Source organism: Streptomyces sp. NPDC003023 (genome assembly GCF_042888225.1).
In the GTDB taxonomy this organism is placed as follows: domain Bacteria; phylum Actinomycetota; class Actinomycetes; order Streptomycetales; family Streptomycetaceae; genus Streptomyces.
Genome location: NZ_JBIAPL010000008.1, coordinates 135908 through 159917 on the forward strand (window position 1 = coordinate 135908; position 24010 = coordinate 159917).

The 24010-nt window shown below is 71.7% G+C and carries 20 protein-coding genes; 10 read left to right on the top strand and 10 right to left on the bottom strand.

From position 1 onward, the window contains the following. Positions 1-57 precede the first annotated feature (57 nt). Together ctaD and ACFYV1_RS25185 are read left to right on the top strand one after the other, a co-directional pair. The gene (gene ctaD / locus ACFYV1_RS25180) at positions 58-1746 is read left to right on the top strand and encodes a cytochrome c oxidase subunit I (RefSeq protein ID WP_389397835.1); all 1689 of its coding nucleotides are present in this window, start codon (positions 58-60) and stop codon (positions 1744-1746) included. Next, positions 1743-2132 carry a cytochrome c oxidase subunit 4 gene (locus ACFYV1_RS25185; protein WP_389397836.1) on the top strand — a complete coding sequence of 130 codons (390 nt, stop codon included), beginning with the start codon at positions 1743-1745 and terminating at the stop codon, positions 2130-2132. Before ctaD ends, ACFYV1_RS25185 begins: the two co-directional genes overlap by 4 nt. Positions 2133-2161: 29 nt before the next feature. On the opposite strand, the gene ACFYV1_RS25190 is transcribed toward ACFYV1_RS25185, so the two are convergent. Next, the gene (locus ACFYV1_RS25190) at positions 2162-3811 is read right to left on the bottom strand and encodes a cytochrome bc complex cytochrome b subunit (RefSeq protein ID WP_389397837.1); all 1650 of its coding nucleotides are present in this window, start codon (positions 3809-3811) and stop codon (positions 2162-2164) included. A gap of 198 nt (positions 3812-4009) precedes the next feature. Between ACFYV1_RS25190 and ACFYV1_RS25195 the strand changes: the two genes are divergently transcribed. Further along, positions 4010-4618 carry a flavodoxin family protein gene (locus tag ACFYV1_RS25195; protein WP_389397838.1) on the top strand — a complete coding sequence of 203 codons (609 nt, stop codon included), beginning with the start codon at positions 4010-4012 and terminating at the stop codon, positions 4616-4618. A 142-nt stretch (positions 4619-4760) separates the two neighbouring features. Beyond that, positions 4761-5348, top strand: a complete 588-nt coding sequence (locus tag ACFYV1_RS25200; protein ID WP_389397839.1) for a DUF2867 domain-containing protein — start codon at positions 4761-4763, stop codon at positions 5346-5348. A 47-nt stretch (positions 5349-5395) separates the two neighbouring features. Here the strand turns inward: ACFYV1_RS25200 and ACFYV1_RS25205 are convergent, their stop codons facing one another. From ACFYV1_RS25205 to ACFYV1_RS25215, 3 genes are all read right to left on the bottom strand, one after another. Then, the gene (locus tag ACFYV1_RS25205) at positions 5396-6283 is read right to left on the bottom strand and encodes a hypothetical protein (RefSeq protein ID WP_389397840.1); all 888 of its coding nucleotides are present in this window, start codon (positions 6281-6283) and stop codon (positions 5396-5398) included. A 136-nt stretch (positions 6284-6419) separates the two neighbouring features. Next, a complete protein-coding gene (locus ACFYV1_RS25210; RefSeq protein WP_389397841.1) occupies positions 6420-6740 on the bottom strand; it encodes a hypothetical protein in 321 nt (106 codons plus the stop codon). A gap of 57 nt (positions 6741-6797) precedes the next feature. Then, a complete protein-coding gene (locus ACFYV1_RS25215) occupies positions 6798-7916 on the bottom strand; it encodes a cellulose binding domain-containing protein (RefSeq protein WP_389397842.1) in 1119 nt (372 codons plus the stop codon). 214 nt (positions 7917-8130) lie between these two features. Between ACFYV1_RS25215 and ACFYV1_RS25220 the strand changes: the two genes are divergently transcribed. Beyond that, complete coding sequence (locus tag ACFYV1_RS25220) at positions 8131-8658, top strand: GNAT family N-acetyltransferase (RefSeq protein WP_389397843.1); 528 nt, start codon at positions 8131-8133, stop codon at positions 8656-8658. A gap of 69 nt (positions 8659-8727) precedes the next feature. On the opposite strand, the gene ACFYV1_RS25225 is transcribed toward ACFYV1_RS25220, so the two are convergent. Beyond that, positions 8728-9201, bottom strand: a complete 474-nt coding sequence (locus ACFYV1_RS25225; protein WP_389397844.1) for a VOC family protein — start codon at positions 9199-9201, stop codon at positions 8728-8730. Positions 9202-9319: 118 nt separating this feature from the next. Between ACFYV1_RS25225 and ACFYV1_RS25230 the strand changes: the two genes are divergently transcribed. Then, positions 9320-11785 (top strand): SpoIIE family protein phosphatase, encoded by a 2466-nt coding sequence (locus tag ACFYV1_RS25230; protein ID WP_389397845.1) that lies wholly within the window; start codon positions 9320-9322, stop codon positions 11783-11785. A 315-nt stretch (positions 11786-12100) separates the two neighbouring features. Here the strand turns inward: ACFYV1_RS25230 and ACFYV1_RS25235 are convergent, their stop codons facing one another. After that, complete coding sequence (locus ACFYV1_RS25235; RefSeq protein ID WP_389397846.1) at positions 12101-13312, bottom strand: cation:proton antiporter; 1212 nt, start codon at positions 13310-13312, stop codon at positions 12101-12103. Positions 13313-13316: 4 nt separating this feature from the next. Beyond that, on the bottom strand, positions 13317-13787 hold the full coding sequence (locus ACFYV1_RS25240; RefSeq protein WP_389397847.1) for a cation:proton antiporter regulatory subunit: 471 nt from the start codon (positions 13785-13787) through the stop codon (positions 13317-13319). 213 nt (positions 13788-14000) lie between these two features. Between ACFYV1_RS25240 and ACFYV1_RS25245 the strand changes: the two genes are divergently transcribed. The 3 genes from ACFYV1_RS25245 to ACFYV1_RS25255 all read left to right on the top strand — a co-directional run bounded on the left by ACFYV1_RS25245 (position 14001) and on the right by ACFYV1_RS25255 (position 17538). Next, a complete protein-coding gene (locus tag ACFYV1_RS25245) occupies positions 14001-14984 on the top strand; it encodes a LysR substrate-binding domain-containing protein (RefSeq protein ID WP_389397848.1) in 984 nt (327 codons plus the stop codon). A gap of 69 nt (positions 14985-15053) precedes the next feature. Then, positions 15054-16424 (top strand): alpha-lytic protease prodomain-containing protein, encoded by a 1371-nt coding sequence (locus ACFYV1_RS25250; RefSeq protein ID WP_389397849.1) that lies wholly within the window; start codon positions 15054-15056, stop codon positions 16422-16424. A gap of 235 nt (positions 16425-16659) precedes the next feature. Beyond that, positions 16660-17538: a trypsin-like serine protease gene (locus ACFYV1_RS25255; protein WP_389397850.1), complete on the top strand. Its 879-nt coding sequence runs from the start codon at positions 16660-16662 to the stop codon at positions 17536-17538. A 44-nt stretch (positions 17539-17582) separates the two neighbouring features. On the opposite strand, the gene ACFYV1_RS25260 is transcribed toward ACFYV1_RS25255, so the two are convergent. From ACFYV1_RS25260 to ACFYV1_RS25270, 3 genes are all read right to left on the bottom strand, one after another. After that, positions 17583-18665 (bottom strand): hypothetical protein, encoded by a 1083-nt coding sequence (locus ACFYV1_RS25260; RefSeq protein ID WP_389397851.1) that lies wholly within the window; start codon positions 18663-18665, stop codon positions 17583-17585. 106 nt (positions 18666-18771) lie between these two features. Beyond that, positions 18772-20472, bottom strand: coding sequence for a SpoIIE family protein phosphatase (locus tag ACFYV1_RS25265; protein WP_389398007.1), 1701 nt, complete (start codon positions 20470-20472; stop codon positions 18772-18774). A 69-nt stretch (positions 20473-20541) separates the two neighbouring features. Beyond that, positions 20542-21729 carry an AraC family transcriptional regulator gene (locus ACFYV1_RS25270; protein ID WP_389397852.1) on the bottom strand — a complete coding sequence of 396 codons (1188 nt, stop codon included), beginning with the start codon at positions 21727-21729 and terminating at the stop codon, positions 20542-20544. 172 nt (positions 21730-21901) lie between these two features. Here ACFYV1_RS25270 and ACFYV1_RS25275 point away from each other — a divergent pair, with 172 nt between their 5' ends. Next, positions 21902-23998, top strand: a complete 2097-nt coding sequence (locus ACFYV1_RS25275) for a neutral/alkaline ceramidase (RefSeq protein WP_389397853.1) — start codon at positions 21902-21904, stop codon at positions 23996-23998. Positions 23999-24010: the final 12 nt, after the last annotated feature.

The following is a 24010-nucleotide window of genomic DNA, read 5'->3' on the forward strand; positions in this document are numbered from 1 at the left end:
CACGGGTTCCGTACGGCCCGGTGCCGTATGCGGCAGGCGCGACAGGAAGAACAGCTGATGACGGCCGTGGACAGCGCTTCGACGTCCGAGCGGAGCGGCAGGGACTCCACCGTGGGCGCGACCGTGCTCCGGTGGCTGACGACGACGGACCACAAGGTCATCGCGAACATGTATCTGGTGACGTCGTTCGGCTTCTTCCTGTTCGCGGGGCTGCTCGCCATGCTGATGCGCGCGGAGCTCGCCAGGCCGGGGACGCAGCTGTTCTCGAACGACCAGTACAACCAGCTCTTCACCATCCACGGCACGGTGATGATGCTGCTCTTCGCCACACCGACGTTCGTCGGGTTCGCCAACGCCGTGATGCCGCTTCAGATCGGCGCGCCGGACGTTGCCTTCCCCCGGCTCAACGCCTTCACCTACTGGGTGTTCCTGTTCGGCGGCCTGATGGTGATCTCAGGTTTCCTGACGAGCAACGGGGCGGCCGCGTTCGGCTGGTTCGCGTACGCCCCGCTGAACGGTCCGGTGCACTCCCCCGGCACGGGCGGTGACCTCTGGGCCATGGGACTGGTGGTCTCCGGTCTGAGCACCATCCTCGGCGCGGTGAACTTCATCGCCACCGTCGTGTGCCTGCGCGCGCCGGGCATGACGCTGTTCCGCATGCCCGTCTTCACGTGGAACGTGCTGTTCACGTCGATCCTGGTGCTGCTGGCCTTCCCGGTGCTGACGGCCGCGCTGCTGGTTCTGATGGCCGACCGCCGGTTCGGGGCACATGTCTTCGATCCGGCCAACGGCGGGGCCCTGCTGTGGCAGCACATGTTCTGGTTCTTCGGGCATCCGGAGGTCTACATCGTCGCGCTGCCGTTCTTCGGCATCATCACCGAGATCCTGCCGGTGTTCAGCAGAAAGCCGGTCTTCGGGTACTTCGGGCTCATCGGCGCGACCGTCGCCATCACCGGCCTGTCCGCGGTGGTGTGGGCGCATCACATGTTCGCGACCGGCGCGGTGCTGCTGCCGTTCTTCTCGCTGGCGTCGTTCCTGATCGCGGTGCCGACCGGAGTGAAGTTCTTCAACTGGATCGGGACGACCTGGCGCGGGTCGCTGTCCTTCGAGACACCGATGCTGTGGTCGATCGGATTCCTGGTGACGTTCCTCTTCGGCGGTCTGACCGCGGTCCTGATCGCCTCGCCGCCTCTCGACTTCCACACCACGGACAGCTACTTCGTGGTGGGGCACCTGCACTACGTGCTGTTCGGCACCGTCGTCTTCGCCATGTTCGCCGGGTTCTACTTCTGGTGGCCCAAGTTCACCGGCCGGATGCTCGACGAACGGCTCGGCAGGATCCACTTCTGGACCCTGTTCACCGGCTTCCAGCTGACGTTTCTGGTGCACCACTGGCTCGGCACCGAGGGAATGCCCCGGCGGTACGCCGACTATCTCGCCGGAGACGGATTCACCATGCTCAACACCCTCTCCTCCGTCGGGGCGTTCCTGCTGGGGACGTCGACCCTGCCGTTCCTCTGCAACGTCTGGAGGACGGCACGGTACGGAGAGAAGGTCACGGAGGACGATCCGTGGGGCTTCGGCCGGTCTCTGGAGTGGGCCACGTCGTGTCCGCCGCCGCGGCACAACTTCGTGGCGCTGCCCAGGATCCGCTCCGAGTGCCCGGCCTTCGACCTGCACCACCCGGGGATCGCGGCGGTGGACACCGCGTCCAGGACCCGCACCGGACGGGGGCGTACGTCATGAAACCCGAGGCCCTGCTGTTCCTCGGAGTCGCCGTGTTCTTCGGCGCGTCCGCGGCGGTCTACGGATGGTGGGCGGGCGACCCGGCCGGAACGGCCGTACTGACGGTCTCCTTCCTGATGGCCGCGCTGGTCACGCTACACCTGTGGCGGCAGGACCGGCGGCTGGGGACCGTGGCGCAGAACCGCGGGCGGGCCGAGGTCCGTGAAACGGCCGGCCCCGTCGCCTTCTTCCCGCCGCGCAGCTATGTCCCGGTGCTCGCCGCGATGGGCACCGCCGTGCTGGCCCTGGGCGTCGTCTACGGCCTGTGGCTGGTCCTCGTCGGCGCCGGCCTGCTCGCACCGGGCGTGCTCGGCTTCGTCTTCCAGTACAACGACCGCGAACCGTGAGTATGCCGCCGGCGGGCCGCGGCGCCCGGCTAACCCCCGGTGCGGCTCTCCTCCTCCCGGCCGTCCTTAGCTTCCCGGCCGTCCTTCGCTTCCCGGCCGTCCTTCGCGGCCGGGCTGGCGGCCGGGGCGGCGCGGTTGTGCGGGTGGAACCAGCGGCTGAGGCCGTGGCGGATCCGCTCCGTGCGCGTGCCGTCCTTCGGTGCGGACAGCGGACCGGGCGCGGCGCGGTGGGTCAGTACGTACCGCCTGCCCGCAGGCAGCGGCCGGTGGCGCTCGCCGTAGCCGCCCTCGAGGGACTGCCGGAGGTCTCCTGTCTCCTCCCCCTCCGCCAGGAGCTCGGCCTCGTGGGCCTGCAGGGCGAGGCAGAGGCGTTTGGTCACCCAGAACGCGGCCAGGGGCCCGAGGACCACCAGGAAGCGCAGCGCCCAGGTCAGGGCGTTCACCGAGACGTCGAAGGTGAGCGCAACGATGTCCTGACCGCCGGCGACGAGCAGCAGTCCGTAGAAGGTGATGGCCGCGACGCCCAGCCCGGTGCGCACCGGCCGGTCGCGGGGCCGGTCGCACAGGTGCTGTTCGCCCCGTTCGGCCGTGATCCAGCGTTCCAGGAAGGGATAGGCGTACAGCGCGAGGAAGAAGACGCCGGGGAACACGACCGCGGGGATCAGCGGGTTCCACTGGATCGTGTGGCCCCACAGCCGGGTCTCGAAGCCCGGCATGACGCGCATGGCACCCTCGATGAACCCGAGGTACCAGTCGGGCTGGGCGCCGGTCGACACATGGTCGGTCCGGTAGGGGCCGTACGCCCACACGGGGTTGATCTGGGCCACTCCGCCGAGGACGGCCAGCACCCCGAACACCATGGCGGACAGGCCGGCCGACTTGGCCGTGAAGTGGGGGAACATGGGGCGGCCGACCACGTTGCGCCCGGTTCTCCCGACGCCGGGCCACTGGGTGTGCTTCAGGTGGAAGACCAGGATCAGATGTGCCGTCACCGCCGCCAGCAGCAGGCCGGGCAGCAGCAGGATGTGCACGGGATAGAGACGGGGGATGATCTCGTCCCCCGGGTACTCGCCGCCGAAGAGGAACATGCTCAGGTAGGTCCCGGCGACGGGGACGGCGAGGATGAACCCCTGTGCGGTGCGCAGCCCGGTTCCGGAGAGCAGATCGTCGGGCAGCGAGTAACCGGCGAACCCCTCCAGGATCGTGACGATCAGCAGCGTCACGCCGATCACCCAGTTGGCCTCCCGCGGACGGCGGAACGCTCCGGTGAAGAAGATCCGCAGCATGTGTACGCCGATCGCAGCGACCATCACCAGCGCGGCCCAGTGGTGGATCTGACGGATCAGCAGGCCGCCGCGCACGTCGAAACTGATCTCGAGCGTCGAGGCGTACGCCTCGCTCATGGTGATGCCCTGCATCGGGACGTAAGCACCGTGGTAGGTCACCTCGCCCATGCCCGGGTCGAAGAAGAAGGTGAGGTAGACGCCGGTGACGAGCAGCACCACGAAGCTGTAGAGCGCCAACTCGCCCAGCAGGAAGGACCAGTGGTCGGGAAATGCCTTGCGCAGCAGAGCGCTGCCGTCGAACAGGGGCAGGCGCGCGTCGAGCGCGACGGAGGTGTCCCTCGCCGCCTGTCCGGCCCTGCGCCCCAGCCGCCCGCGTCCCTTGGTCGACAGCACCTGCCACGCACCTCTCACGGACGATCCGACCCAACGCGCACTATGCGCATTTTGCAGCTTTTGCCACCTCTACCCGGTAACCCGGCCCGCGGTCACCGGTGTCGCGGAGCGGTTCGCGGTGGAGCGGGAGTCCGCCGTGTTCACCCGATCGGCCCGGTGAACGGCGTGCCGGTCTCCTCACGGGGTACCGGTGCTCGCATGAAGGCACTGGTGATCAACTGCACGCTCAAGACGTCCCCGGACCCGTCCAACACGGAAGCGCTCGCCAAGGTCGTCGCCGACCGGCTCGAGCAGTACGGCGCGGAGGTTGAGTTCGTACGCGCGGTGGACCTGGACATCAGGCCGGGGGTCGTCAGCGAGGCCGTCGTCCCCGGCGACCAGTGGCCACAGGTCCACGAGAAGCTCCTCGCGTCGGAGATCCTCGTGGTGGCCTCGCCGACCTGGCTCGGCCGGCCCTCCTCCGTCGCCCAGCGGGTGCTGGAGCGGATGGACGCGATGCTCTCCGAGACGGACGACGACGGCCGTCCCGTCGCGTACAACAGGGTCGCCGGCGTCGTCGTCACCGGGAACGAGGACGGCGCGCACCACGTGATCAGCGAGATCTCCGGCGCACTGACCGACATCGGCTACACCATCCCCGGTCAGGCGTGGACGTACTGGCACCTGGGGCCCGGCCCGGGTCCCGACTACCTCGACGACGAGCGCGGACGCGACTGGTCGCACAGGACCGGCCGCGCGATGGCGGCCAACCTGTTCGGCGCGGCGAAGGCGCTGGCCGCGAATCCGCTGGGCGCACCGCCGGAGTGAGACACCCGGCGGCGGGGCGTCGCGGGAGCCCTCTCGCCCGCACGGGGGAGGCGGGGTTCAGACCTCGGAGCGACGTTCCGGAGCCGTGGCGGCGGCAGACTTCTCCGTACGGATCACTGGTCGTCCACGTGGAGGTCTGCGAATGAGGCTCAGGAACACCGAGCACACGACTCGGCCCTGGCGCATCCACGAGATCGCGCCGGATTTCCGTCTCTACGACGTCTGGGCACTGCCGACGCCGGGAGGTCCCGGCGACTTCCCGCGGCTGGTGCGTCAGACGGCCGCGGGTGACACGTCGAACAACCCGTCCCGTATCGCCCGCAACCTCTTCGCGATCCGCTGGAAGCTCGGGAAGCTGTTCGGCTGGGACACCCCGGGCACCGGGGTCGGCTCCCGGGTGCCGACGCTCCGCGACCGTCTGCCGGCCGATCTGCGTGACGGCCCGTCCGGGCCGGAGTTCGGACGGCTGCCCTTCAGTCCGGTCTATCTCACGGACGACGAGTGGGCGGCCGAGATGGCGAACAGCACGATGCACGGGGTCATGCACATCAGCTGGGTCCCCGACGGCTCGGGAGGCCACCGGGGCCAGATGGCGGTTCTGGTGAAACCGAACGGGCCCTTCGGAAGGGCGTACATGGCCGCCATCGCCCCGTTCCGGCACGTCTTCGTGTACCCGCCGCTGATGCGGGGCATCCGGCAGTCCTGGCAGCAGACCGGGTCCACGGCGTAGGTCCGGGCGGGGTACGGGCCGGGAGGGGTACGGACCGGGCGGCGGTCTCAGCCGTCGTCCGCTTCCGTCCGCCGCACGGCGGCGACGGCCTTTTCCGCGCGGCGCCGAGCGTCCCGGGCGCCCCGGTCCGCCTCCCGCGCACGGTCGCGGGCCTCGTGCAGCCCGCTCTCCGCCCGCCGTTGCTCCGCCTTCGCGTCCGCCAGCTCACGCGCCAGCGTCTCCGCCCGTTCCCTCGCCTCGTCGACCGCGGTCTGCGCCGCCTCCAGTGCCGCCGCGGCCTCTTCGCGCGCCTGATCGCTCTCGCGGGCCCGCTGCTCGGCGTCCGCGGCGTCCTGCCGGGCGCGGTCGAGTCTCTCGAGGCGGCGCCGGTCGGCGCTCTCCTTGCGGGGGCGCCGCTCGGCCGGTTCGGGCGGCGCAGGCACCGCGGCCGGTTCGGGCGCCGCTCCGGGCCGCGGCTCCAGTCCGGTGAAGCCGACGGGCGCGGCGAGCGGCTTGTCGAGGTGTCCGGTCGCCCACTTCCGCGCGGCGTCCGGGTCGGCCAGTACCGCGTGCAGGGTGGCCTCGATCTCGTGGAGCGCCGCGTCACCGACCGGCTGCCCCGCCTCCGCCGCAAGTCGCCGCGCCTCGCCCGCCAGCGCCCTCACCAGCAGGTGCTGCTGCCTGCCGAGCTCGCGCAGCTGTCCGCCGTCGAGGTCGCGGTGGGCGTTGCGCAGCCCTTCGCCGAGGCTGATCAGCGGCTGGGTCTTCTCGGGCTCGCGCCGCACCAGCAGGTTTGTGGCCCACGCCGAGAGTGTCGGTCTGCGCAGCGCCCGGATCCGCTCCGCCAGCTCCCGGTCGCCGGCGCGCCGGGCCTGCGCCGCGCGTTCGTTGCGGACGGCGGTGAAGTCCTGGGGCCGCAGCGCGTACAACTCGTCGAGGGTGCTTTCCAGGTCCACCGTGCTCCTTACGGTCCCTCCCCCGCCGGACACGTACCGCTTCCCAGGATCCCATTCCACGACGGCGGTGTCAGTCGCTGCCGCCGACGGGCACCGGTTCCCCGCCCCCTCGTGCGGGGAACCGGCGAGGCCGGTGCTACCCGGCCGTGCGGGCCGCGCCGTTCGGCGTGAACGCCGACGGGCGGTCGTCGGAGCCGATCCGGGCGCCGAGGAAACCGATGCCGGCCGGGCCGTACGGCGGGATGACCGCGGTGCGGGAGACGGGTGACACGGTGACGGTGCCGTCGGACCCGGGGATGCGTCGGCTGCCGCCGACGCCAAGGCCCGGGGCGGCGGCTTCGGCGGCCGGGGCCGCGGGTGCCGAGGCTGCGCCGTGGACCGTGCCGAGGTCTGTCACGGCGGTGGCCGACAGCGGCTCCGGCGGGATGGTGACCGGGAGGGGCGTACGCGGTCGCATGTGCGGCTCCTTGGAAGGGGCGGGTCCGTGCGGAACACCGTGGGATGCGGCGGTGCGTCAGATGACGTCGCAGGGCGTCCCGTTGAGCGTGAACCGCGCCGGTTCCGCGAAGCTGCCGGTGTACGTCCCCTGGAATCCGAACGACTGCGTGCCACCGGCCTGGATACGGCCGTTGAAGCCCGAGTCGCGGGCGGTCACCGCGCCGCCGGACGGGGTGACCGTGGCGTTCCAGGCGTTGGTGACACTCTGACCGGCGGGAAGTGTGAAGCCCAGGTTCCAGCCGTCGACCGCCGCGGCGCCGTCGTTCCTGATGGTGACCTCCGCGGTGAATCCGCCCGTCCACACGTTGGTGGAGTAGCCGACCTGGCAGCCGCCCGCCGGCTCGCCGGGCGGCTCCTCCTCACCGCCCCCGTCGTCGGGGCCGATGGTGGAGGAGAAGGAGTTCACGGACAGACCCGCGCCGCCCTGCCAGGGCTCGAATCCGGCCTGGACACTCGTCAGGTACCAGTCGGCGGCCGCCATCCCGCGACTGACGGTCTGGTCGACGAAGTCCATGACGTCGAAGGACCAGCTGGGGAGGGCGGACGGGGCCACGAAGGAGATCACGTCATTGCCGCCGTTGTTGCCCGTCCAGACCTCCCACGTCCGGCCGCCGACTGTCGCGGAGCCGTTTCGGGAGCCGATCGGCTGGATGGGTCCCACACGGTTGAACCAGATCATGATCTCGGTGCGGTTGACACCGTCGGTCCTGGGCTCGGGGTCGAGCCAGATGTCGAACGAGGCGTTGTAGACCGCGTTGTCGACGAAGCCGTAGGAAATGCTGGTGGGCGCGGAGCCGATGGTGGAGACCTGCTTGGGAAGCTCGGTCCCCGGTGAACAGTTCGTGTAATGGCACCCGTTGAATACCGAGGGGTACGACTTGGGTGCCCCGTTCGTGGGCACGGAGCCGTCGGCCCTGGTGACGGTGAAGCCGCTGTCGGTCACGTCGAGGCACTGGGTGGCGCTGGTGCCCCAGCGGTTGTTCTGGACCACGTACCGGCCCTGAACGGTCGTCGAGCCGTACTGCTCACAGATCTCGACGCCGGCCTGGGCGGCCGGTGCCGCGGCCAGCATGGCGGCCGGCAGGCCGACGGCGAGCAGCAGGGCGGTCGCGAAGGCGCGTAAACGGTGTCGCATGGTGTCCCTTCAGCAGTGGGGGAAATGCCGTGGGAGCGCTCCCATTCGCTGGTGGACTGTAGGAGTGTTTCGAACTTCTGACAAGACTCACGGTTCGGATTGATGCTTCGTGTTCAAGCCCTGACCCGGAGCCGTCGGTGGGGCGTGCGCCTCCTCCATCGTGTTCGGCCTGATCACGCCCGCAGCGGCCACGGCCCGTGCCATGATCGCGCTCATGCCTTCCGCGCCCCGTTCCGTCGTATGGCCCGCCGCCCTCGCCACGAGCCGCCTGGCGCTGCGTCCCATCGGTGCGGCGGACGTGCCGGCGATCGCCCGGCTGTGGACCGATCCCGAGGTCCGGCGGCATCTCGGCGGCCCGGTCGACAGCAACGTCGTACGGATCCGGGAGAAGAGATGTGTCGGCGCCCCCGGCACCTTCGCCGTGGTGCGGCAGGCGGACCGGACCGTCCTCGGCCTGGTGACGGTGGAGACCGGGGCCCGGGACGGCAGGACCGAGGTGTCGTACCAGCTGCTCCCCGAGCACTGGGGCCACGGCTACGCCCGCGAGGCAGTCGCCGCGGCCGTGACGTGGGCACACGGCGACGGCTCCTCGCCCGCGTCCGAAGTGGTCGCCCTGACCCAGCAGGCGAACCACCGCTCACGGCGGCTCCTGGAAGACCTCGGCGCCGTCGTGGTGGACACCTATGTCGAGTGGGACGCGCCCCAGGTGCTCTACGCGTTCCCACCGCTCACAGCGCCATAGGCGGAAGGGGCGACACGCGGCACGCGGCACGCGGCAGGCGCGTGAGACGTGCACGGCAGGTGCGGTCGGTCAGGTGCGGTCGGCCGCCGCGTACAGGGCGGCGACGTCGATCTTCTTCATGCCGAGCATGGCGGCGATCGCACGCTGGGCCCGGCCCTCGTCCTCGTCCTTCACCAGCTCCTCCAGCGCGGCGGGAGTGACCTGCCAGGACAGGCCGTACTTGTCCTTCAGCCAGCCGCAGGGGCCCTCCTCCCCGCCCTCGCCCAGCTTCTCCCAGTAGTAGTCGACCTCCTCCTGGTCGGCGCAGTTGATCAGCAGGGAGATCGCCTCGTCGAAGGTGAACTCCGGACCGCCGTTGATCGCGGTGTAGGGCTGGCCGTCGAGGACGAAGTCCACGGTCAGCACGGTGCCGGCCGGCCTCGGGCCCGCCTCTCCGTAGTAGAGGACGTGCTTGATCTCCGAGTTGGGGAAGACCGAGACGTAGAACTCGGCCGCTTCCTTGCCCTGGGTGTCGAACCAGAGATTGGGAGTAATGCGCGGCATGGCGTGCTCCTGACGTGGTCACTGTCGGCGGATGTTGCGTACTGTCCTGGTACTGACCCCCGCGCCGCCCGGAATTCATCGCTCGCGTCCCCGATGCGCCGGGCGGAGGATAGGACCGATGACCGGATCCGTGACCCTGATCGGTGAGAGCCCGGAGGACCCGTACGCGCACGGTCGAGCCGCCTCAGTGGTGCTGGACCGGCGCGGCGTGGTGACCGGCTGGAGCGAGCGCGCCCGCACGCTGACCGGGTGGATGGCCGAGGAGGTCCTCGGCCACCGGGCCGTCGAGCTCCTTGTGGCCCCTGGCGACGAGGAGCTCGTCCTGGAGGCATCCGCGGCCTGCGTCAGAAACAGCGGCTGGTTCGGGGTGGTACCCGTACGGGCGCCCGACGGACGCAGGATCAGCCTCGGGATCCGTGCCCGCAGGGTCGTGCGAACCGGAGGGGACCGCGAGTGGTACCTCGTGGCGGCACCGGCGGACGAGGTGGTGCAGTGGGAGATCGACCGGTCGGTCATGGACGGGCTGTTCCGCAGGTCCCCGATCGGCCTGTCGGTGCACGACACCGATCTGAACATCCTGCGGATCAACCGGGCGATCGCCCGTATCGGCGGCATCTCGAGCGAGGACGCCCGCGGTCACCGCATCGGGGACTTCCTCGTCGCCCAGGACGCGGCGACCGTGGACGCGGGACTGCGCGAGGTGCTGGAGACGGGCACCCCGATGATCTTCACGGAGCAGCCGTGCCGGGTGCCGGGCATGCCCGGCAGGGAGCGGTACGTCTCCGTGTCCGCGTTTCGCATCGAGGACGCCGGCGGCCGCGTGCTGGGAGTGACCCAGCTGGTCGAGGACGTCACGGACGGACACCGGGCACGTCGTCGGCTCGCCCTGCTCACCGAGGCGGGTGCCACGATCGGGACCACGCTGGACGTCCAGACGACGGCGCAGGAACTGGCCAGGGCGGCGGTGCCCGGACTGGCGGACTGCGTCTCGGTGGACCTCCTCGAGCCGGTCAGCCGCGGGGAGGAACCCGTCGCGGACGGAGGTGCTGGTCCGGTGCGCAGAACGGCGTACCGGACCGTCACGCCCGAGACCGAGCACCTGCTCTTCCCGGTCGGGACGATCAACTCGTTTCCCGAGGAGACGCCCCAGGCCAGGTGCCTGGCGACCGGGCGTCCCGTGCTGGAGCCGTTCATCGACATCTCGGGCACGCTCACGGCCCTCGGCCGGGGCCAGGTGCCGGAGGCCCACGCCGTCCATTCACTGATGATCGTGCCGCTGACGGCACGCGGGCTGATCCTGGGATTCGTCAGTCTGTGGCGGTCACGGCTTCCCGAGCCGTTCGAGGAGGACGATCTCACCCTGGCGGGCGAGCTTGCCGCCCGGGCGGCGGTCTCTCTCGACAACGCGCGCCGCTTCACCCAGCAGCACCGGGCCGCGCTGGCGCTGCAGCGGCGCCTGCTGCCGCGCGAGTTGCCGGTGCATCCGGCGGTCGTCGTCGCCCACCGCTACATGCCCGCGGGCGGTGCGACCGGCGTCGGCGGGGACTGGTTCGACGTCATCCCGCTGTCCGGTGCCCGTGTGGCGCTCGTCGTCGGCGACGTCGTCGGGCACGGCATCAACGCCGCGGCCACCATGGGCCGGCTGCGGACGGCCGTGCACACGCTGGCCGATCTCGACCTCGAGCCCGACGAGGTGCTCTCCCACCTCGACGATCTGGTGACCCGGCTCGCCGGTGAGCAGGAGCAGGACATCGACGGCGCGCCCGGCGAGCAGGTGGTCGGCGCGACCTGTCTGTACGCCGTGTACGACCCGGTGACCCGGCTGTGTTCCATCGCCCGCGCCGGCCACCCGCCGCCGGCCGTGGTGACACCGGAGGGCGAGGCGGTCATCGCGGAGCTGCCGGCCGGGCCGCCGCTGGGGCTGGGCGGGCTGCCGTTCGAGGCCGCGGAACTGACACTGCCGGAGGGCACGGTGATCGCCCTCTACACGAACGGGCTCCTGGACCGTGCCGAGCACGACATGGAGGCTGGGCTGTCACAGTTGTGCGCGACCCTGGCCGGTCCGGGCCGGCCGGTGGAGGAGATGGCGCAGGCCGTGGTCGACCGGCTGCTGCCGGCGCGTCCGGCCGACGACGTGGCGCTGCTGCTGGCGCAGACGCTCACCCTGGCACCGGAGCTGGTCGCCACCTGGGAGCTGCCGGCGGAGCCCACTGCTCCGTCGCGGGCCCGCCGGCTGACCGCGGAGCAACTGGCGGTGTGGGGTCTGGAGGACATGGCCTTCTCCACTGAGCTGATCGTCAGCGAACTGGTCACCAACGCCTACCGCTACGCGGGCGGCGGGTCGGTGACCCTCCGGCTCATCCACCACCAGCGGCTCATCTGTGAGGTGTCCGACCCGAGCAGCACCTCGCCGCATCTGCGGCGGGCCCGCAGCACCGACGAGGGCGGGCGGGGCCTGCTGCTGGTGGCCCAGCTCACGGCCAGGTGGGGCACACGGCACACCCGCGAGGGCAAGACCGTCTGGACGGAGCAGATCCTCCCCCCGCTGTTCGACGGGCCGGGCGGGCTCGAGACGGACCTCTGACGGCGTCCGGGGCCGGAGCCTGTCGTCCGTGTCGTCCGTGTCGTCCGTGTCGTCCGTGTCGGGGCCAGGGTGGCGTCGGGCCGGGGGCCGGTTCGTGAACGTCCGTGTCGGCGCCTCGGTCCCGGCGGGTCCTGGACCTGGAGGTCCCGACCGTTCCCGGCGGGTTCCTGGAGGGCCCGACCGCTCCCGGCCGTCCCGACCAGTCAGACGCCCCACCCGGTCCCGACCAGTCCGGTCCCGACCAGTCCGACGTCCCGCCCGGCCTGCCCGGTCCCGCCGTCCGCGACGGGCCCCGCGCCGTCGCGGACGTGCGGCTCAGTCGCGGACCTCGACCGGGGTCGGCGATTTCGCCGGAACCGTGGCCGCGACCGTGCCGCGTCCGACGAAGCGGCCGGCGATCGGCTCCGTCCAGCGGGCGGTCAGGGGCCCGATCAGCACGAGGAGCAGGACGTACGCGGTGGCCAGCGGCCCCAGTTGCGGCTCGATGCCGGCCGAGACCGCCAGACCCGCGATGACGATGGAGAACTCGCCGCGTGCCACGAGCGTCCCGCCCGCGCGCCAGCGGCCCTTGACGCCGACCCCCGCCCGTTTCGCCGCCCAGTACCCGGTGGCGATCTTCGTCAGGGTGGTCAGGACCGCCAGCGCGAGGGCCGGCAGCAGCACGGGCGGGATGCTCGACGGGTCCGTGTGCAGGCCGAAGAAGACGAAGAAGACCGCGGCGAAGAGGTCACGCAGCGGGCTGAGCAGCGTGTGCGCTCCTTCCGCGACCTCGCCGGACAGGGCGATGCCGACGAGGAACGCCCCGACCGCCGCGGAGACCTGGAGCTGCTGCGCGACGCCCGCCACGAGCAGGGTCAGCCCGAGGACCACGAGCAGGAGTTTCTCGGGGTCGTCGCTGCTGACGAAGCGTGAGATGAGGCGTCCGTAACGGACCGCGACGAAGAGCACCACTCCCGCGACACCGAGCGCGATCGCCAGGGTCACGCTTCCCGCGGCGAGGCCGGCGCCTGCGAGCAGTGCGGTGACGATCGGCAGATAGACCGCCATCGCCAGGTCCTCGAGGACCAGGATGCTGAGGATCACCGGGGTCTCCCGGTTGCCGAGTCTGCCGAGGTCGCCGAGGACCTTGGCGATGACGCCGGAGGAGGAGATCCAGGTGACACCGGCGAGCACGACGGCGGCCACCGGCCCCCAGCCCAGCAGCAGGGCGGCGAGGGCTCCCGGAAGGGCGTTGAGCGTGAAGTCGACCAGGCCGGCCGGGTACTGCGTCTTGAGGTTGGAGACGAGGTCGCTGGCGGTGTACTCCAGGCCGAGCATCAGCAGGAGCAGGATGACGCCGATCTCGGCGCCGATCGCCACGAACTCCTCACTGGCGCCGAGGGGCAGCAGTCCGCCCTCGCCGAAGGCGAGACCGGCCAGCAGGTAGAGCGGGATCGGCGAGAACCTGAGCCGGCCGGCGAACCGGCCGAGGAGTCCGAGGCCGAGGATTATCGCCCCGAACTCGATGAGGAACAGCGCGGAGTGCACCCGGTCACTCCCGTCCGAGGATCGTCGCGGCCGCCTCGACGCCCTCGCGGGTTCCGATGACGATCAGCGTGTCGCCGCCGGCCAGCCGGAAGTCCGGCCCCGGGGACGGTATCGCCTCGGCCCTGCGCAGCACGGCCACGACCGACGCGCCCGTCTCCGTACGCATCCGCATGTCCCCCATCACGCGACCGTTCCAGTACGAGTGGGCGGACAGCTCGATGCGCTCCGCGAGCAGCCCGATGTCGGTGGTGTGCAGGACGTTGGGGCTGTGGTGACCGGGCATCAGCGCGTCGATCAGTGACGCCGCCTCCGCGCTGGTCAGGTGCAGTGACTGGGCGCAGGCATCGGGGTCGTCCGGCCGGTAGACGTTCACCGACCGTGTCCCGTCCCGGTGGGCGATCACCGAGAGGTGCCGGTGTTCGCGTGTGGTCAGGTCGTACTGGACGCCGATGCCCGGCAGGGGCGTCGTGCTCATCCGGGGAGCGGGCACGGCCCGTCCTCCTTGTTCGTCGTTCGTTCGCGAGTTCCCCACCGGCTCCGGGTGGGCTTTCGCGGCGCGCTCCGGTGGCCCGCACGCACTCATGGTGTCATCCGGCGCCCCGGCCGGAACACGCGTACCGGCACGGACGGCCACTTTGGTCTGGACCTGCTTATTGCCGCGGTCCTGCCCCAGCGCCAAGCTGCAGTCATGGAACTGGAGTTGCGGCACCTACGGACCATCCGGGCCATCGCCGACGCCGGCAGTCTCACCAAGGCAGCCACCGCACTCGGGCTCGCCCAGCCCGCGCTCAGCGCGCAGTTGAGGAGGATCGAGCGCTCGCTGGGCGGGACGCTGTTCGAACGCGGGCGGACCGGGGTACGCACCACCGCTCTCGGCGACCTGGTCCTCGACCGGGCCCGCGTCCTGCTGCCGGCGGTGCACGAACTGCAGCAGGAGGCCGCCCGCTTCGCCAGAACGGGGGCACGGCCCGGGACGGGGAGCGCGTTCCGGCTCGGCGGCACCCACGGGCCGCTCCTCGGGGGCCTCGTCGACCGGCTCGCCGCCGCGGACCCGGGCGTCTCGGTGGTCACGCACACCTCGTGGTCGGAGCGGGAGATCGCCGCGTCGGCCGCGGAGGGGCGGCTGGACTACGCGCTGATCGGCGCCTGCGGGGAGAGCGCCCCGCCCGAGTCGGGCCGGCTCGCGTGGACCGAGGTGGCGCGCGATCCGGTGTTCGTGATGCTGGCGACGACCCATCCGCTCGCCGTACGGCGCGAGATCGAGCTGGCCGAGCTGGCGGCGGAGGCATGGACGGACGTACCGGGCGACGGCTGTTTCGCCGACTGCTTCGCCGGCGCCTGCGTGCGCGCCGGCTTCACACCGTCGTGCGTGTACGAGACCGACACCGCCTCCTGCGTGCATCTGGTCCAGGTGGGACGGGCCGTGGGCCTGTGCAGGGCGACCTTTCCCGACACACCGGGCCTGGTGACGCGGCCGCTCACCGGGACGCCGCTGGTCTGGCGCCATCTGCTCGGCTGGCACCCCGACGCGCCCGCCGCCGTCACGGCCCCCGTCGTCGTCGGCCATGTGCGCGCCGCGCACCGTGACGCGACGGCGCGCAGCTCCACCTACTCGGGGTGGCTGACCGCCCGGACCCCGGCCTTCCATAACGCCGTGCAGGGGGCCGACTGACAGCTGCCGCGGCAGGGTTCGCCGTCCCTACGGTTTCGGCACACCTCCAACGAGACCGAGGGGACTTCCATGCTCCACAGACACGCCAGGTCAGCGTGTGCCGCCACCGTCGCGGCGGGCGCGCTGCTCCTGACCGCCCTGCAGGGTGCCGCTTCGGCACAGCAGGCCGGATCGGGGCCCGCCACCGCGCGCAGCGCCGCTGACACTCTCGCGGTGTCCGCCGCGCAGCCGGAACTGCTCCGGGCCATGCAGCGTGACCTCGGGCTCACCCGGGCCCAGGCGGAGAGGCGGCTGGTGAACGAGGCCGAGGCGGGCGCCATCGCGGCAGGGCTCCGGCAGCGGCTCGGCGGATCGTTCGCCGGAGCATGGGTGGAGGGGGCCGACTCCGGCACCCTGACCGTGGCCACGACCAGGGCCGCGGACGCCGCGGCGATCAGGGCGGGCGGCGCCGACATCGAGATCACGTCCCACACGCTCGCCGAACTCGACCGTACGAAGGCGGCGCTGGACCGGGCAGCCGTTCACCATCCCTCGACCGACGTGCCCGTCTGGTACGTCGACGTCCGTGCCAACACCGTGGTGGTCCGGGCCGTGAAGCCGTCCGCCGCGCAGGCCCTGATCGAGGCGAGCGGCGCGGAGCGGGACCTGATACGGGTCGTCACGACCGGCGAGCAGCCGCGTCCGCTGTACGACATCCGCGGCGGCGACGCGTACTACATGGGCGGCGGCGGCCGCTGCTCGGTGGGCTTCGCGATCACCCGCGGCACCACGCAGGGCTTCGCCACCGCGGGCCACTGCGGCCGGGCCGGCACCGCCACCAGCGGCTACAACCAGGTGGCACAGGGCACCTTCCAGGCGTCGACGTTCCCGGGCCGGGACACGGCGTGGGTGGCGACGAACGGCAACTGGACCTCGACCCCGTACGTCAAGGGGCAGAGCGGCCAGAACGTACAGGTCACCGGCTCGGTGCAGCAGCCGGTGGGCGCGTCAATCTGCCGGTCGGGTTCCACCACGGGCTGGCACTGCGGCACGATCTCCCAGCACAACACCAGCGTCACGTACCCCGAGGGGACCATCACCGGGGTCACCCGTACCACGGTGTGCGCCGAGCCCGGCGACTCCGGGGGCTCGTACATCTCCGGCAGCCAGGCGCAGGGCGTCACCTCCGGCGGTTCCGGCGACTGCAGGAGCGGGGGCACCACCTATCACCAGCCGATCAACCCGCTGCTGCAGGGATACGGGCTGACGCTGAGGACCACCACCGACCCGGGTGAGCCCGGCGAGCCCGGCGAGCCGGGTGGCACATGGGCGGCGGGCACCGTCTACCAGGCGGGCGCACAGGTGACCTACGGCGGCGCGACGTACCGCTGTCTGCAGGGCCACCAGGCCCAGCCGGGCTGGGAGCCGCCCGGCGTGCCGGCGCTCTGGCAGCGCCTCTGATCCGACCTGCCTCCCAGGGGGAGCGTGTGCCGTGGCCGCGGGGCCACGGCACACGCTTTTCGCGGCGCACGCCCCGCCGTCCGATGTGGCGCACGCCCCGCCGTCCGATGTGGCGCACGCCCCGCCGTCCGATGTCCGGTCCGCGGTGTCCGGACTCTTGCCGCGCGGTCCGCCACACGCTTCACTGTCGATCACCCCACAGGAGAGCCCCGTCCAAGACACCGAAGGGTTTCCTTTGACTGCCGTACCCGTACGTCTGACCGGCATCACCGCCGCCGCCTGCGCCATGGTGCTCGCCGCGGCCCTGCCGTCGTCGGCGATCAACTCGTACAACGCCACGCCCGCTCCCGAGCGCACCGAGGTCGGCGCGCTCGTCGCCACCTGGGACGCCGACGACGACCCGGCCACACCCGACCGGGTCGACTGGGTCTGCTCCGGAACGATGATCGACGCCGACACGTTCCTCACCGCCGCGCACTGCACCACCGACTGGCCGGAGAACGTGCGCTTCTACGTCTCCCTCGACCAGGACGTGCAGGCCGGCCTCGACGCGGCCGCCGCGGAGCACCCCGGCGACCCGGCGGCCGTGGCGGACGCCGTGGCCGTCGAGGGAGTCGCGCACAGCCACCCCGGGTATCCCGGGCCCTCTGCGGACACCCACGACATATCGGTCGTGGAACTGCCCGCCAAGCAGGTGCGGGCCCGCTGGTCGTTCACTCCTGCCACCCTGCCCGAGGCGGGGGCGCTCGACGCGCTCGGGTCGCAGGGGCTGAGCGACACGCCGTTCGTGGTCGCCGGTTACGGGACTCAGGAAGCCTCCCGGCAGCCCGGCGGCCACACGCACCCCGGCGGCGGCGTCCGGATGAAGGCGCCGGTGACGTTCGACGCCCTCAACAAGTCCTGGGTGCGCCTCGCCATGACCGCCCCGCAGGGCAACGGCGGAGCGTGCTACGGCGACTCGGGCGGGCCGAACTTCGCCACGCTGGACGGCGAGCGCACCCTGGTGTCCACGACCATCACGGGCGACTCGCCGTGCTACGCGACCAATGTGACGTACCGTCTGGACGCCCCCGGCGCCCGCGCGTTCCTCTCGCCGTTCACCCAGCTGCCCTGACGGGTGCTCGCGGCCGGGGCGGCCTGCTCACGGACGGCGGCGGGTCACCAGTCGCCGTCCGCGACCGGCTTCCCCGGCTTCGGCGCGTCACCGAGCGGCAGGACCTGCCCGGCGGACGGCGGCTGCCACGGGGTGTGGTCGTCGCCGATCCAGTCGCCGACCGGCCGCACGTCCGTGAGAGCGTCGGCCGGCGCGAGATCGGTGGCGCTCTCGTCGTAGTAGTCGTACCAGGGCAGTCCGGCCCTCGTGTAGGCGGCACGGTCGGCGGGTGAGGAGGGCGCGTCCTCTCCGGTGATGCGGCGCCACTCGGGCGGGGTGACCAGATGCACGAAGATCCGGCCGGAGGGCTCCTGCGCCCAGTCGGAGAGGTTCCGGTCGTCGCGGTACACCTCCTGCCGCATGGAGCCGCCGACGCCGAGTCCCATCGCCGCCGCGCGGGCAGGGGGCGCTCCGGCGGGCGCCGAGGGAACCGGCGGCGCGGCGCCGAACGCCATCGGGGCGGGAGGCGGCACGGCCCCGAACGCCATGGGGGCGGGAGGCGGCCCGCTCATCCACGCGGTGGAAGCGGCGCGCTCGGCACGGAGCCGCTCCTGTTCGCGCCAGGCGTCGAGTGCCGCGGCGGACAGTCCGAACGTCTGCAGCTGCACGCCGCCCCAGCTCTCCTCGCCGGTGACCTGCCCCTCGACGGTTGCGCCCATCCCCAGTGGTACGGCCACGAACTGACGTACCGTGCCCTTGCCGGAGTTGATGCCGTCCAGCCACGGCTGGCGCGGCAGCACCACGTAGTTCTGCGGCGTGCGGGTCAGGGTGCCGCGCCACGGCTCGCCGGAGACGGCGCACACCTTGCCGACGCCGACCTGAAGGGCGGCCGGCTCGCCGCTGCCTGCGAAACTGAGCCACATCGCCTCGCGCAGGTACACGGGAAGCATGACGCCGCCGCGCTCGCGCATCTGCGGCGGCACGGTGTCGAGGTGGTCCTCGACCCTCCGCACCGGGAACTCGCCGAGCCCCGGCGGCAGGGGGTGCGTCCCCGTCTCCGGCAACCGCAGCGTCCTGATGAAGCTGACGCGCGCTCCCCCGCCCAGCAGCAGACTGTTTCCGTCGACACGCACGGCGCTCGCGGCCACGGTGCACTCCCCTCGTCCCGGCACGACCTGTGTGGGGTATCACGACCGGAAACGGTTGCCGGTTCCCCTGGTCGCCGTCCTCACGCCGGGCCGTGCCCGAGGCAGGTCATGCCGGCGCGACGATGTCCTGCTCCGCCCAGACGACCTTGCCGTCCGAAGTGCGGCACGAACCCCAGCGCCTGCAGAGCATGTTGATCAGCTGGAGTCCGCGGCCGCCTTCGTCGTTGAGCGTCGCGTGCTGGATGAGTGGCAGATCGGGACCGGTGTCGGACACCTCCACGACCAGCCGCTCGTGCCGCAGCAGCCGCAGCCTGCCGGGCGCGCCGCCGTAGCGCAGAGCGTTGCCGACGAGTTCGCTGACGACGAGTTCTGTGGTGTCGGCGAGGCTGTCGAGGTCCCATCTGCCCAGTTGCTCGACCACGAGTCTGCGGGCCGCGGAGGCGGCCGTGGCGTCGGCGGGCAGCGGCCAGACGGCCATGTCCTCCCCCGGCTGCGGCCCGTGCACGGCGGCGACGAGCATCACCGCTTCGTCGAACCGCTTTTCCGGGCCCCAGTCGCCGGTCAGCAGCCCGCACGACTCCAGCTCCGCGGCGCCGGCGGCGGACGCGGCCTTGCGCAGCCGTGCCAGCTGGACGTCGATGTCGTCCTCGCGTGTCTTGATCAGGCCGTCGGTGTACAGCAGCAGCCGGCTCCCCACCGGTACGGGCACCTTCGCCGGGTCGTAGGGGATGACGCCCGCACCCAGCGGCGCGCCCACGGGTACGTCCAGGTACTCGGCGTTGCCCGCCGGGTCCAGGAGCAGCGGCGGCGGATGACCGGCCGTGGCGAGGGTGCAGTCGGCGGTGGCGGGGTCGTACACCGCGCACAGGCAGGTGGCGACCTGGTCGTCCTCGAGGTCACGCACCGCGAGGTCCAGTCTGGCGAGGACCCGTTCGGGCACCGTGTCCAGGGCGAGGAGCGTCCGGGCGATGGCACGCAACCGGCCCATGGTCGCCGCCGCGGCGAGTCCGTGGCCCATGACATCACCGACGACGAGGGCTGTCCGCCCGCCCGGAAGCGCCATCACGTCGTACCAGTCGCCGCCGACACCGCTCGCGTCGGCGGTCGGCGCGTAGTCGGCGTGGACGTCGAGGCCGAACGTCTGCGGGGTGGTCCGCGGGAGGAGGTTGCGCTGCAGACTGACGACCTGCTCGCGCTCCCGCTTGTACAGGCGGGCGTTGTCGACGAACACGGCCGCCCTGGACGCGAGTTGCTGGGCGAGCGCGAGGTCGGTGCGGGAGAAGGGCGGTCTCCTGCCCGACCGTACGAAGTCGGCCACGCCGAGCAGCACGCCGCGGGCGATCAGCGGAACCACCATGTAGCTGTGCACCCCGGCCCTGCGCATCTTCTCCGCGGCGCTGGAAGTGGGCGCGACCCTCGCGAAGTCGTCCCGGCTGAGCCGGCTCATCAGCACCGGCTTCCGGTGCATCAGGGCGTGGACCGCGATCGTGTTCTTGTTCACCGAGGTCAGCTCGCCGACCGGGTCGGGCTCGAGGTCCATGAGGTGGGGTACGGCGGAGACGGCGATGGCTCGCATGACGGGCCGTTTCCCGTCCGGGCCCGCCTCGACGTGCTCGCCGCGCAGCGCCGACTCCAGCAGGTCGATGGCCGCGCCGTCCGCGAGCCGGGGCACCACGAAGTCGGCGAGTTCCTGCGCCGTACGCTCGAGGTCGAGCGTGGTGCCGATCTCGGTACCGGCGAGACTGAGCCATTCGAGCCGGCTGCGGATCCTGAACCGCTCGCCCAGCGCCGCCGTCCTGCGGCGCAGTGCCGGCCCTCCGGCCCGCCGCCCCCATCCCGGATGTCTCACCGAACCGCCTTCCCTGCCGTCGCTGGATCAAGTATGGGGTGGCGCGGGCCGTAGCGCTCCCGGACTGCGGACCTCGATCGAGGAGATGTCGTGGCCGGGGCGTGTCGGCGGTGGTGCGGCGGGACGGCGCGGCGGGGCGGCGCGCATCGCGGAAGGACTGGTTCCGAACCAGCGGGTCACGGCCCGGCGCAGCGTCCGGGCGTCGCTGAAGCCCAGCATTCGCGCGATCGCGTGCAGGGGCAGGTCACTCGTCATCATCAGTTCCTCGGCGCGTACGAGGCGGACGGAGTCGACGAGCGCCTCGTACGTGGTGCCGTGTTCCGCGAGCCGTCTGCGCAGCGTGCGCTCGCTCATCCCGTGTTCCAGCGCCTGCTGCGCCAGCGGCGGCACGTCGGGCAGCCCGCGGGCGACGGACACCTCGAGCCCCTGTACCAGGTCCTGCCGCTCCCGTCCCTGCGCGCGTGCCGCGTCGAGGAGCCCGACCACCTGCGCGAGGGTGTACGCGTCGGCCCCGGGCAGCGGGCTGCGCAGGCACTCGGCGGCGAAGACCAGCCGGTCGTCAGGCGCGCCGAAGGTGACGGGGCAGCGGAAGTACCGCTCGTACTGGTCGCCGTACGGCGGGCGGGCGTGTCGTACGGCGACGGAGTGCGGTGTGAACTCCTCGCGCCAGGCGTCCCTGATCAGGGCGACGATGCTTCCGAACGCCTCCTCCAGGAGGAAGGCGCGCAGTCCCGAGTCGGCGTACCGGGCGGTCGCGAGGATCGCCGTGCCCGCCGGGACGCTCTCGACGCCGTAGTCGAGCATGGAACCGGTGATGCCGTGGTGGCGCACCCCGAGCTCGAGGGCGTCCTGGAGCGTGGGGCTGGCCTGGAGGCCGAGGCCGACGAGACCCCAGGCCGTCACCCGCTGACGGCATCCGACGGCGAGGCCGAGGGCGGGATCGCCGAGGTCCCTCATGGCCTCCCTGATCACCGAGCTGCCCTGGCGGTAGGACACCCGCTGGCCGACCGCGCTGAGGGCCGCCTCGCTCAGACCGGCGCGGCGCAGGGAGGGGCCGAGGTCGTGTCCGCGTTCCGCGGCCACGAGCGTCAGATAGCGCAGGAGGTGGGGGGTGATGGTGGCGGAGCCGTGGCGCGGGTCGGCGAGCCGCGCCGTGAGCGGTGCGTCCGCCGGCCTGTGCGGGTGGTCGGTGGTTCCCGGTTCGTGCGGCGCCATTGCCTCACCTCCGGGCGGTCACTGTAGGGACTTGTGCGGTGGGAGGACAGGGCGGGTGGCCGATGAAGTCCCGTTACTGGCCGGTCAGGTCCTGTCCATCCGCCTCCGGACGCCGTTACCGTCGGTCACACCTGTCACGAAACGGCACGTGTTCCGGTAAGAGGGAGTAGGCATGCGGTTCCCCACAACCAGCTCCAGAACGGTCTCTCTGCTCCTCGCGGGGGCACTCGGCGCGCTGACACTGGCGGCCGTTCCATGGGCCGAACCGGCCGGTGCGGCCGCCGGTCGGACTGCCGGCGTCGCCGGCACGTCATCGGCCGCCGCGTCCACGGAATACCTCGTCGGCCGGGGCATCTCCGATGTGACCGGGGAGGCCGCCGAGGTCGGCATGATGGGCTACTCGAGCTTCGACCAGAAGGCCACCGGCATCCATCAGCGGCAGCGTTCCCGGGCCTTCGTCGTGGCCGACCGGACCACCGGGAAGCGGGTCGTGTACGTCAACGCCGACCTGGCCATGATCTTCCAGTCGGTGCAGCAGGGTGTCCTCGAGAAGCTGAGGCAGCGCTACGGCTCGCTCTACAGCGAGGAGAACGTGCTGCTCTCCGCGACGCACACCCACGCCGGTTCCGGCGGCCACTCCCACCACCTCGCGTACAACCTGGCCTCGCTCGGTTTCCAGAAGGACACCTACAGGGCGATCGTCGACGGCATCGTCGAGTCCGTGGCGGAGGCGCACGACGACCTCGCGCCGGGCACCATCACCCTCGGCAGGGGCGAGTTGACGAACGCGAGCGTCAACCGCTCGAGGACGGCGTTCGAGAAGAACCCGGCCGGTGACAAAGCGGCGTTCCCCGACGCGATCGATCCCGCGATGACCGTGCTGCGCTTCCGCCAGGGCGGCAGCGACATCGGTGCCATCAGCTGGTTCGCCACGCACAACACGTCGCTCACGAACAAGAACACGCTGCTCAGCCCCGACAACAAGGGGTACGCGGCGTACGAGTGGGAGCACGACCACAAGGGCGTGCGCTATCTGGAGGACCGGGAGGGCTTCGTCGCGGCGTTCCCCAACACCAACGCCGGCGACATGTCACCGAACCTCAACCTGAAGCCGGGTTCCGGCCCGACGGAGGACGAGTTCGAGAACACGCGCATCATCGGCGACCGGCAGTTCCGCAAGGCGCGGCAGATCTACGACGCCGCGGCGACGCCCCTGACCGGCAGCGTGGACTCCCGGATGCGGTTCGTGAACATGGAAGAGGTGACGGTCGACGGCAAGTACACCCCGGACGGCAAGGAGCACCGCACCTGCCCGGCCATGGTGGGCGCGTCGACCCTCGCCGGGAGCGTCGAGGACGGGCCCGCGATCCCCGGTTTCACGGAGGGGATGAACAGCCCGGTGGCGAAACTGCTGGAGCCGTTCGACATCGATCCGCCCGAGTGGCTGGTGAGCTGCCAGTACCCCAAGGCGAATCTGGTGCCCACCGGGCTGGTCAACGCGGCGACACCGACGACTCCGACGGTCCTGCCCCTCCAGATCGTCAAGATCGGCCAGCTCCACCTGGTGGCCGGCCCGGCCGAGTACACCATCGTCTCGGGCCTGCGCATCCGCCGCTCGGTCGCCCAGGAGCTCGGCGTCCCGCTGGAGAACGTGCTGATGCAGGGCTACGCGGGCGCGTACAGCCAGTACGTGACCACGCCGGAGGAGTACGACCTGCAGCATTACGAGGGCGGCTCGACGCTCTACGGCAGGTACACGCTCCCCGCGCAGCAGCAGGAGTTCGCGTCACTCGCGGCCGCGCTGCGGGACGGCACACCGGTCGACCGGGGCCCGCAGCCGGCCGACCACTCGGACCGTCAGACCTCGCTGCAGACCGGCGTGGTGATGGACAACCCGCCGACGGGCAAACAGTTCGGCGACGTCCTGGCGGAGCCGGCGGAGTCGTACGGACAAGGGGCCACGGTGACGGCCGAGTTCGTCACCGGACACCCGAAGAACAACCTGCGCCGGGGCGGCACCTTCCTCGAGGTGCAGCGGCAGGTGAACGGCGAGTGGGTCCGCCACCTGGACGACGGAGACTGGGACACCAAGTACCGCTGGGTACGGCTCAACGGGATGACCGGCACCTCCAAGGCCGTCATCACCTGGAAGGTCGCCCCGGGGACTCCCGCGGGGACGTACCGGATCGCGCACTTCGGCGACTCCAGGACCCTGCTCGGCAAAATCACCGCGTTCAGCGGCAACACCCGGGCCTTCCGGGTCGGCTGACACGACCGGGCC

Excerpts from the sequence above, each read along its gene's own strand:
- ACFYV1_RS25210 (WP_389397841.1), bottom strand. The coding sequence starts at position 6,740 with ATGCGACCGCGTACGCCCCTCCCGGTCACCATCCCGCCGGAGCCGCTG.
- ACFYV1_RS25225 (WP_389397844.1), bottom strand. The coding sequence starts at position 9,201 with ATGCCGCGCATTACTCCCAATCTCTGGTTCGACACCCAGGGCAAGGAA.
- ctaD (WP_389397835.1), top strand. The coding sequence starts at position 58 with ATGACGGCCGTGGACAGCGCTTCGACGTCCGAGCGGAGCGGCAGGGAC.
- ACFYV1_RS25270 (WP_389397852.1), bottom strand. The coding sequence starts at position 21,729 with ATGGCGCCGCACGAACCGGGAACCACCGACCACCCGCACAGGCCGGCG.
- ACFYV1_RS25195 (WP_389397838.1), top strand. The coding sequence starts at position 4,010 with ATGAAGGCACTGGTGATCAACTGCACGCTCAAGACGTCCCCGGACCCG.
- ACFYV1_RS25220 (WP_389397843.1), top strand. The coding sequence starts at position 8,131 with ATGCCTTCCGCGCCCCGTTCCGTCGTATGGCCCGCCGCCCTCGCCACG.
- ACFYV1_RS25240 (WP_389397847.1), bottom strand. The coding sequence starts at position 13,787 with ATGAGCACGACGCCCCTGCCGGGCATCGGCGTCCAGTACGACCTGACC.
- ACFYV1_RS25215 (WP_389397842.1), bottom strand. The coding sequence starts at position 7,916 with ATGCGACACCGTTTACGCGCCTTCGCGACCGCCCTGCTGCTCGCCGTC.
- ACFYV1_RS25200 (WP_389397839.1), top strand. The coding sequence starts at position 4,761 with ATGAGGCTCAGGAACACCGAGCACACGACTCGGCCCTGGCGCATCCAC.
- ACFYV1_RS25275 (WP_389397853.1), top strand. The coding sequence starts at position 21,902 with ATGCGGTTCCCCACAACCAGCTCCAGAACGGTCTCTCTGCTCCTCGCG.
- ACFYV1_RS25185 (WP_389397836.1), top strand. The coding sequence starts at position 1,743 with ATGAAACCCGAGGCCCTGCTGTTCCTCGGAGTCGCCGTGTTCTTCGGC.
- ACFYV1_RS25230 (WP_389397845.1), top strand. The coding sequence starts at position 9,320 with ATGACCGGATCCGTGACCCTGATCGGTGAGAGCCCGGAGGACCCGTAC.
- ACFYV1_RS25245 (WP_389397848.1), top strand. The coding sequence starts at position 14,001 with ATGGAACTGGAGTTGCGGCACCTACGGACCATCCGGGCCATCGCCGAC.
- ACFYV1_RS25250 (WP_389397849.1), top strand. The coding sequence starts at position 15,054 with ATGCTCCACAGACACGCCAGGTCAGCGTGTGCCGCCACCGTCGCGGCG.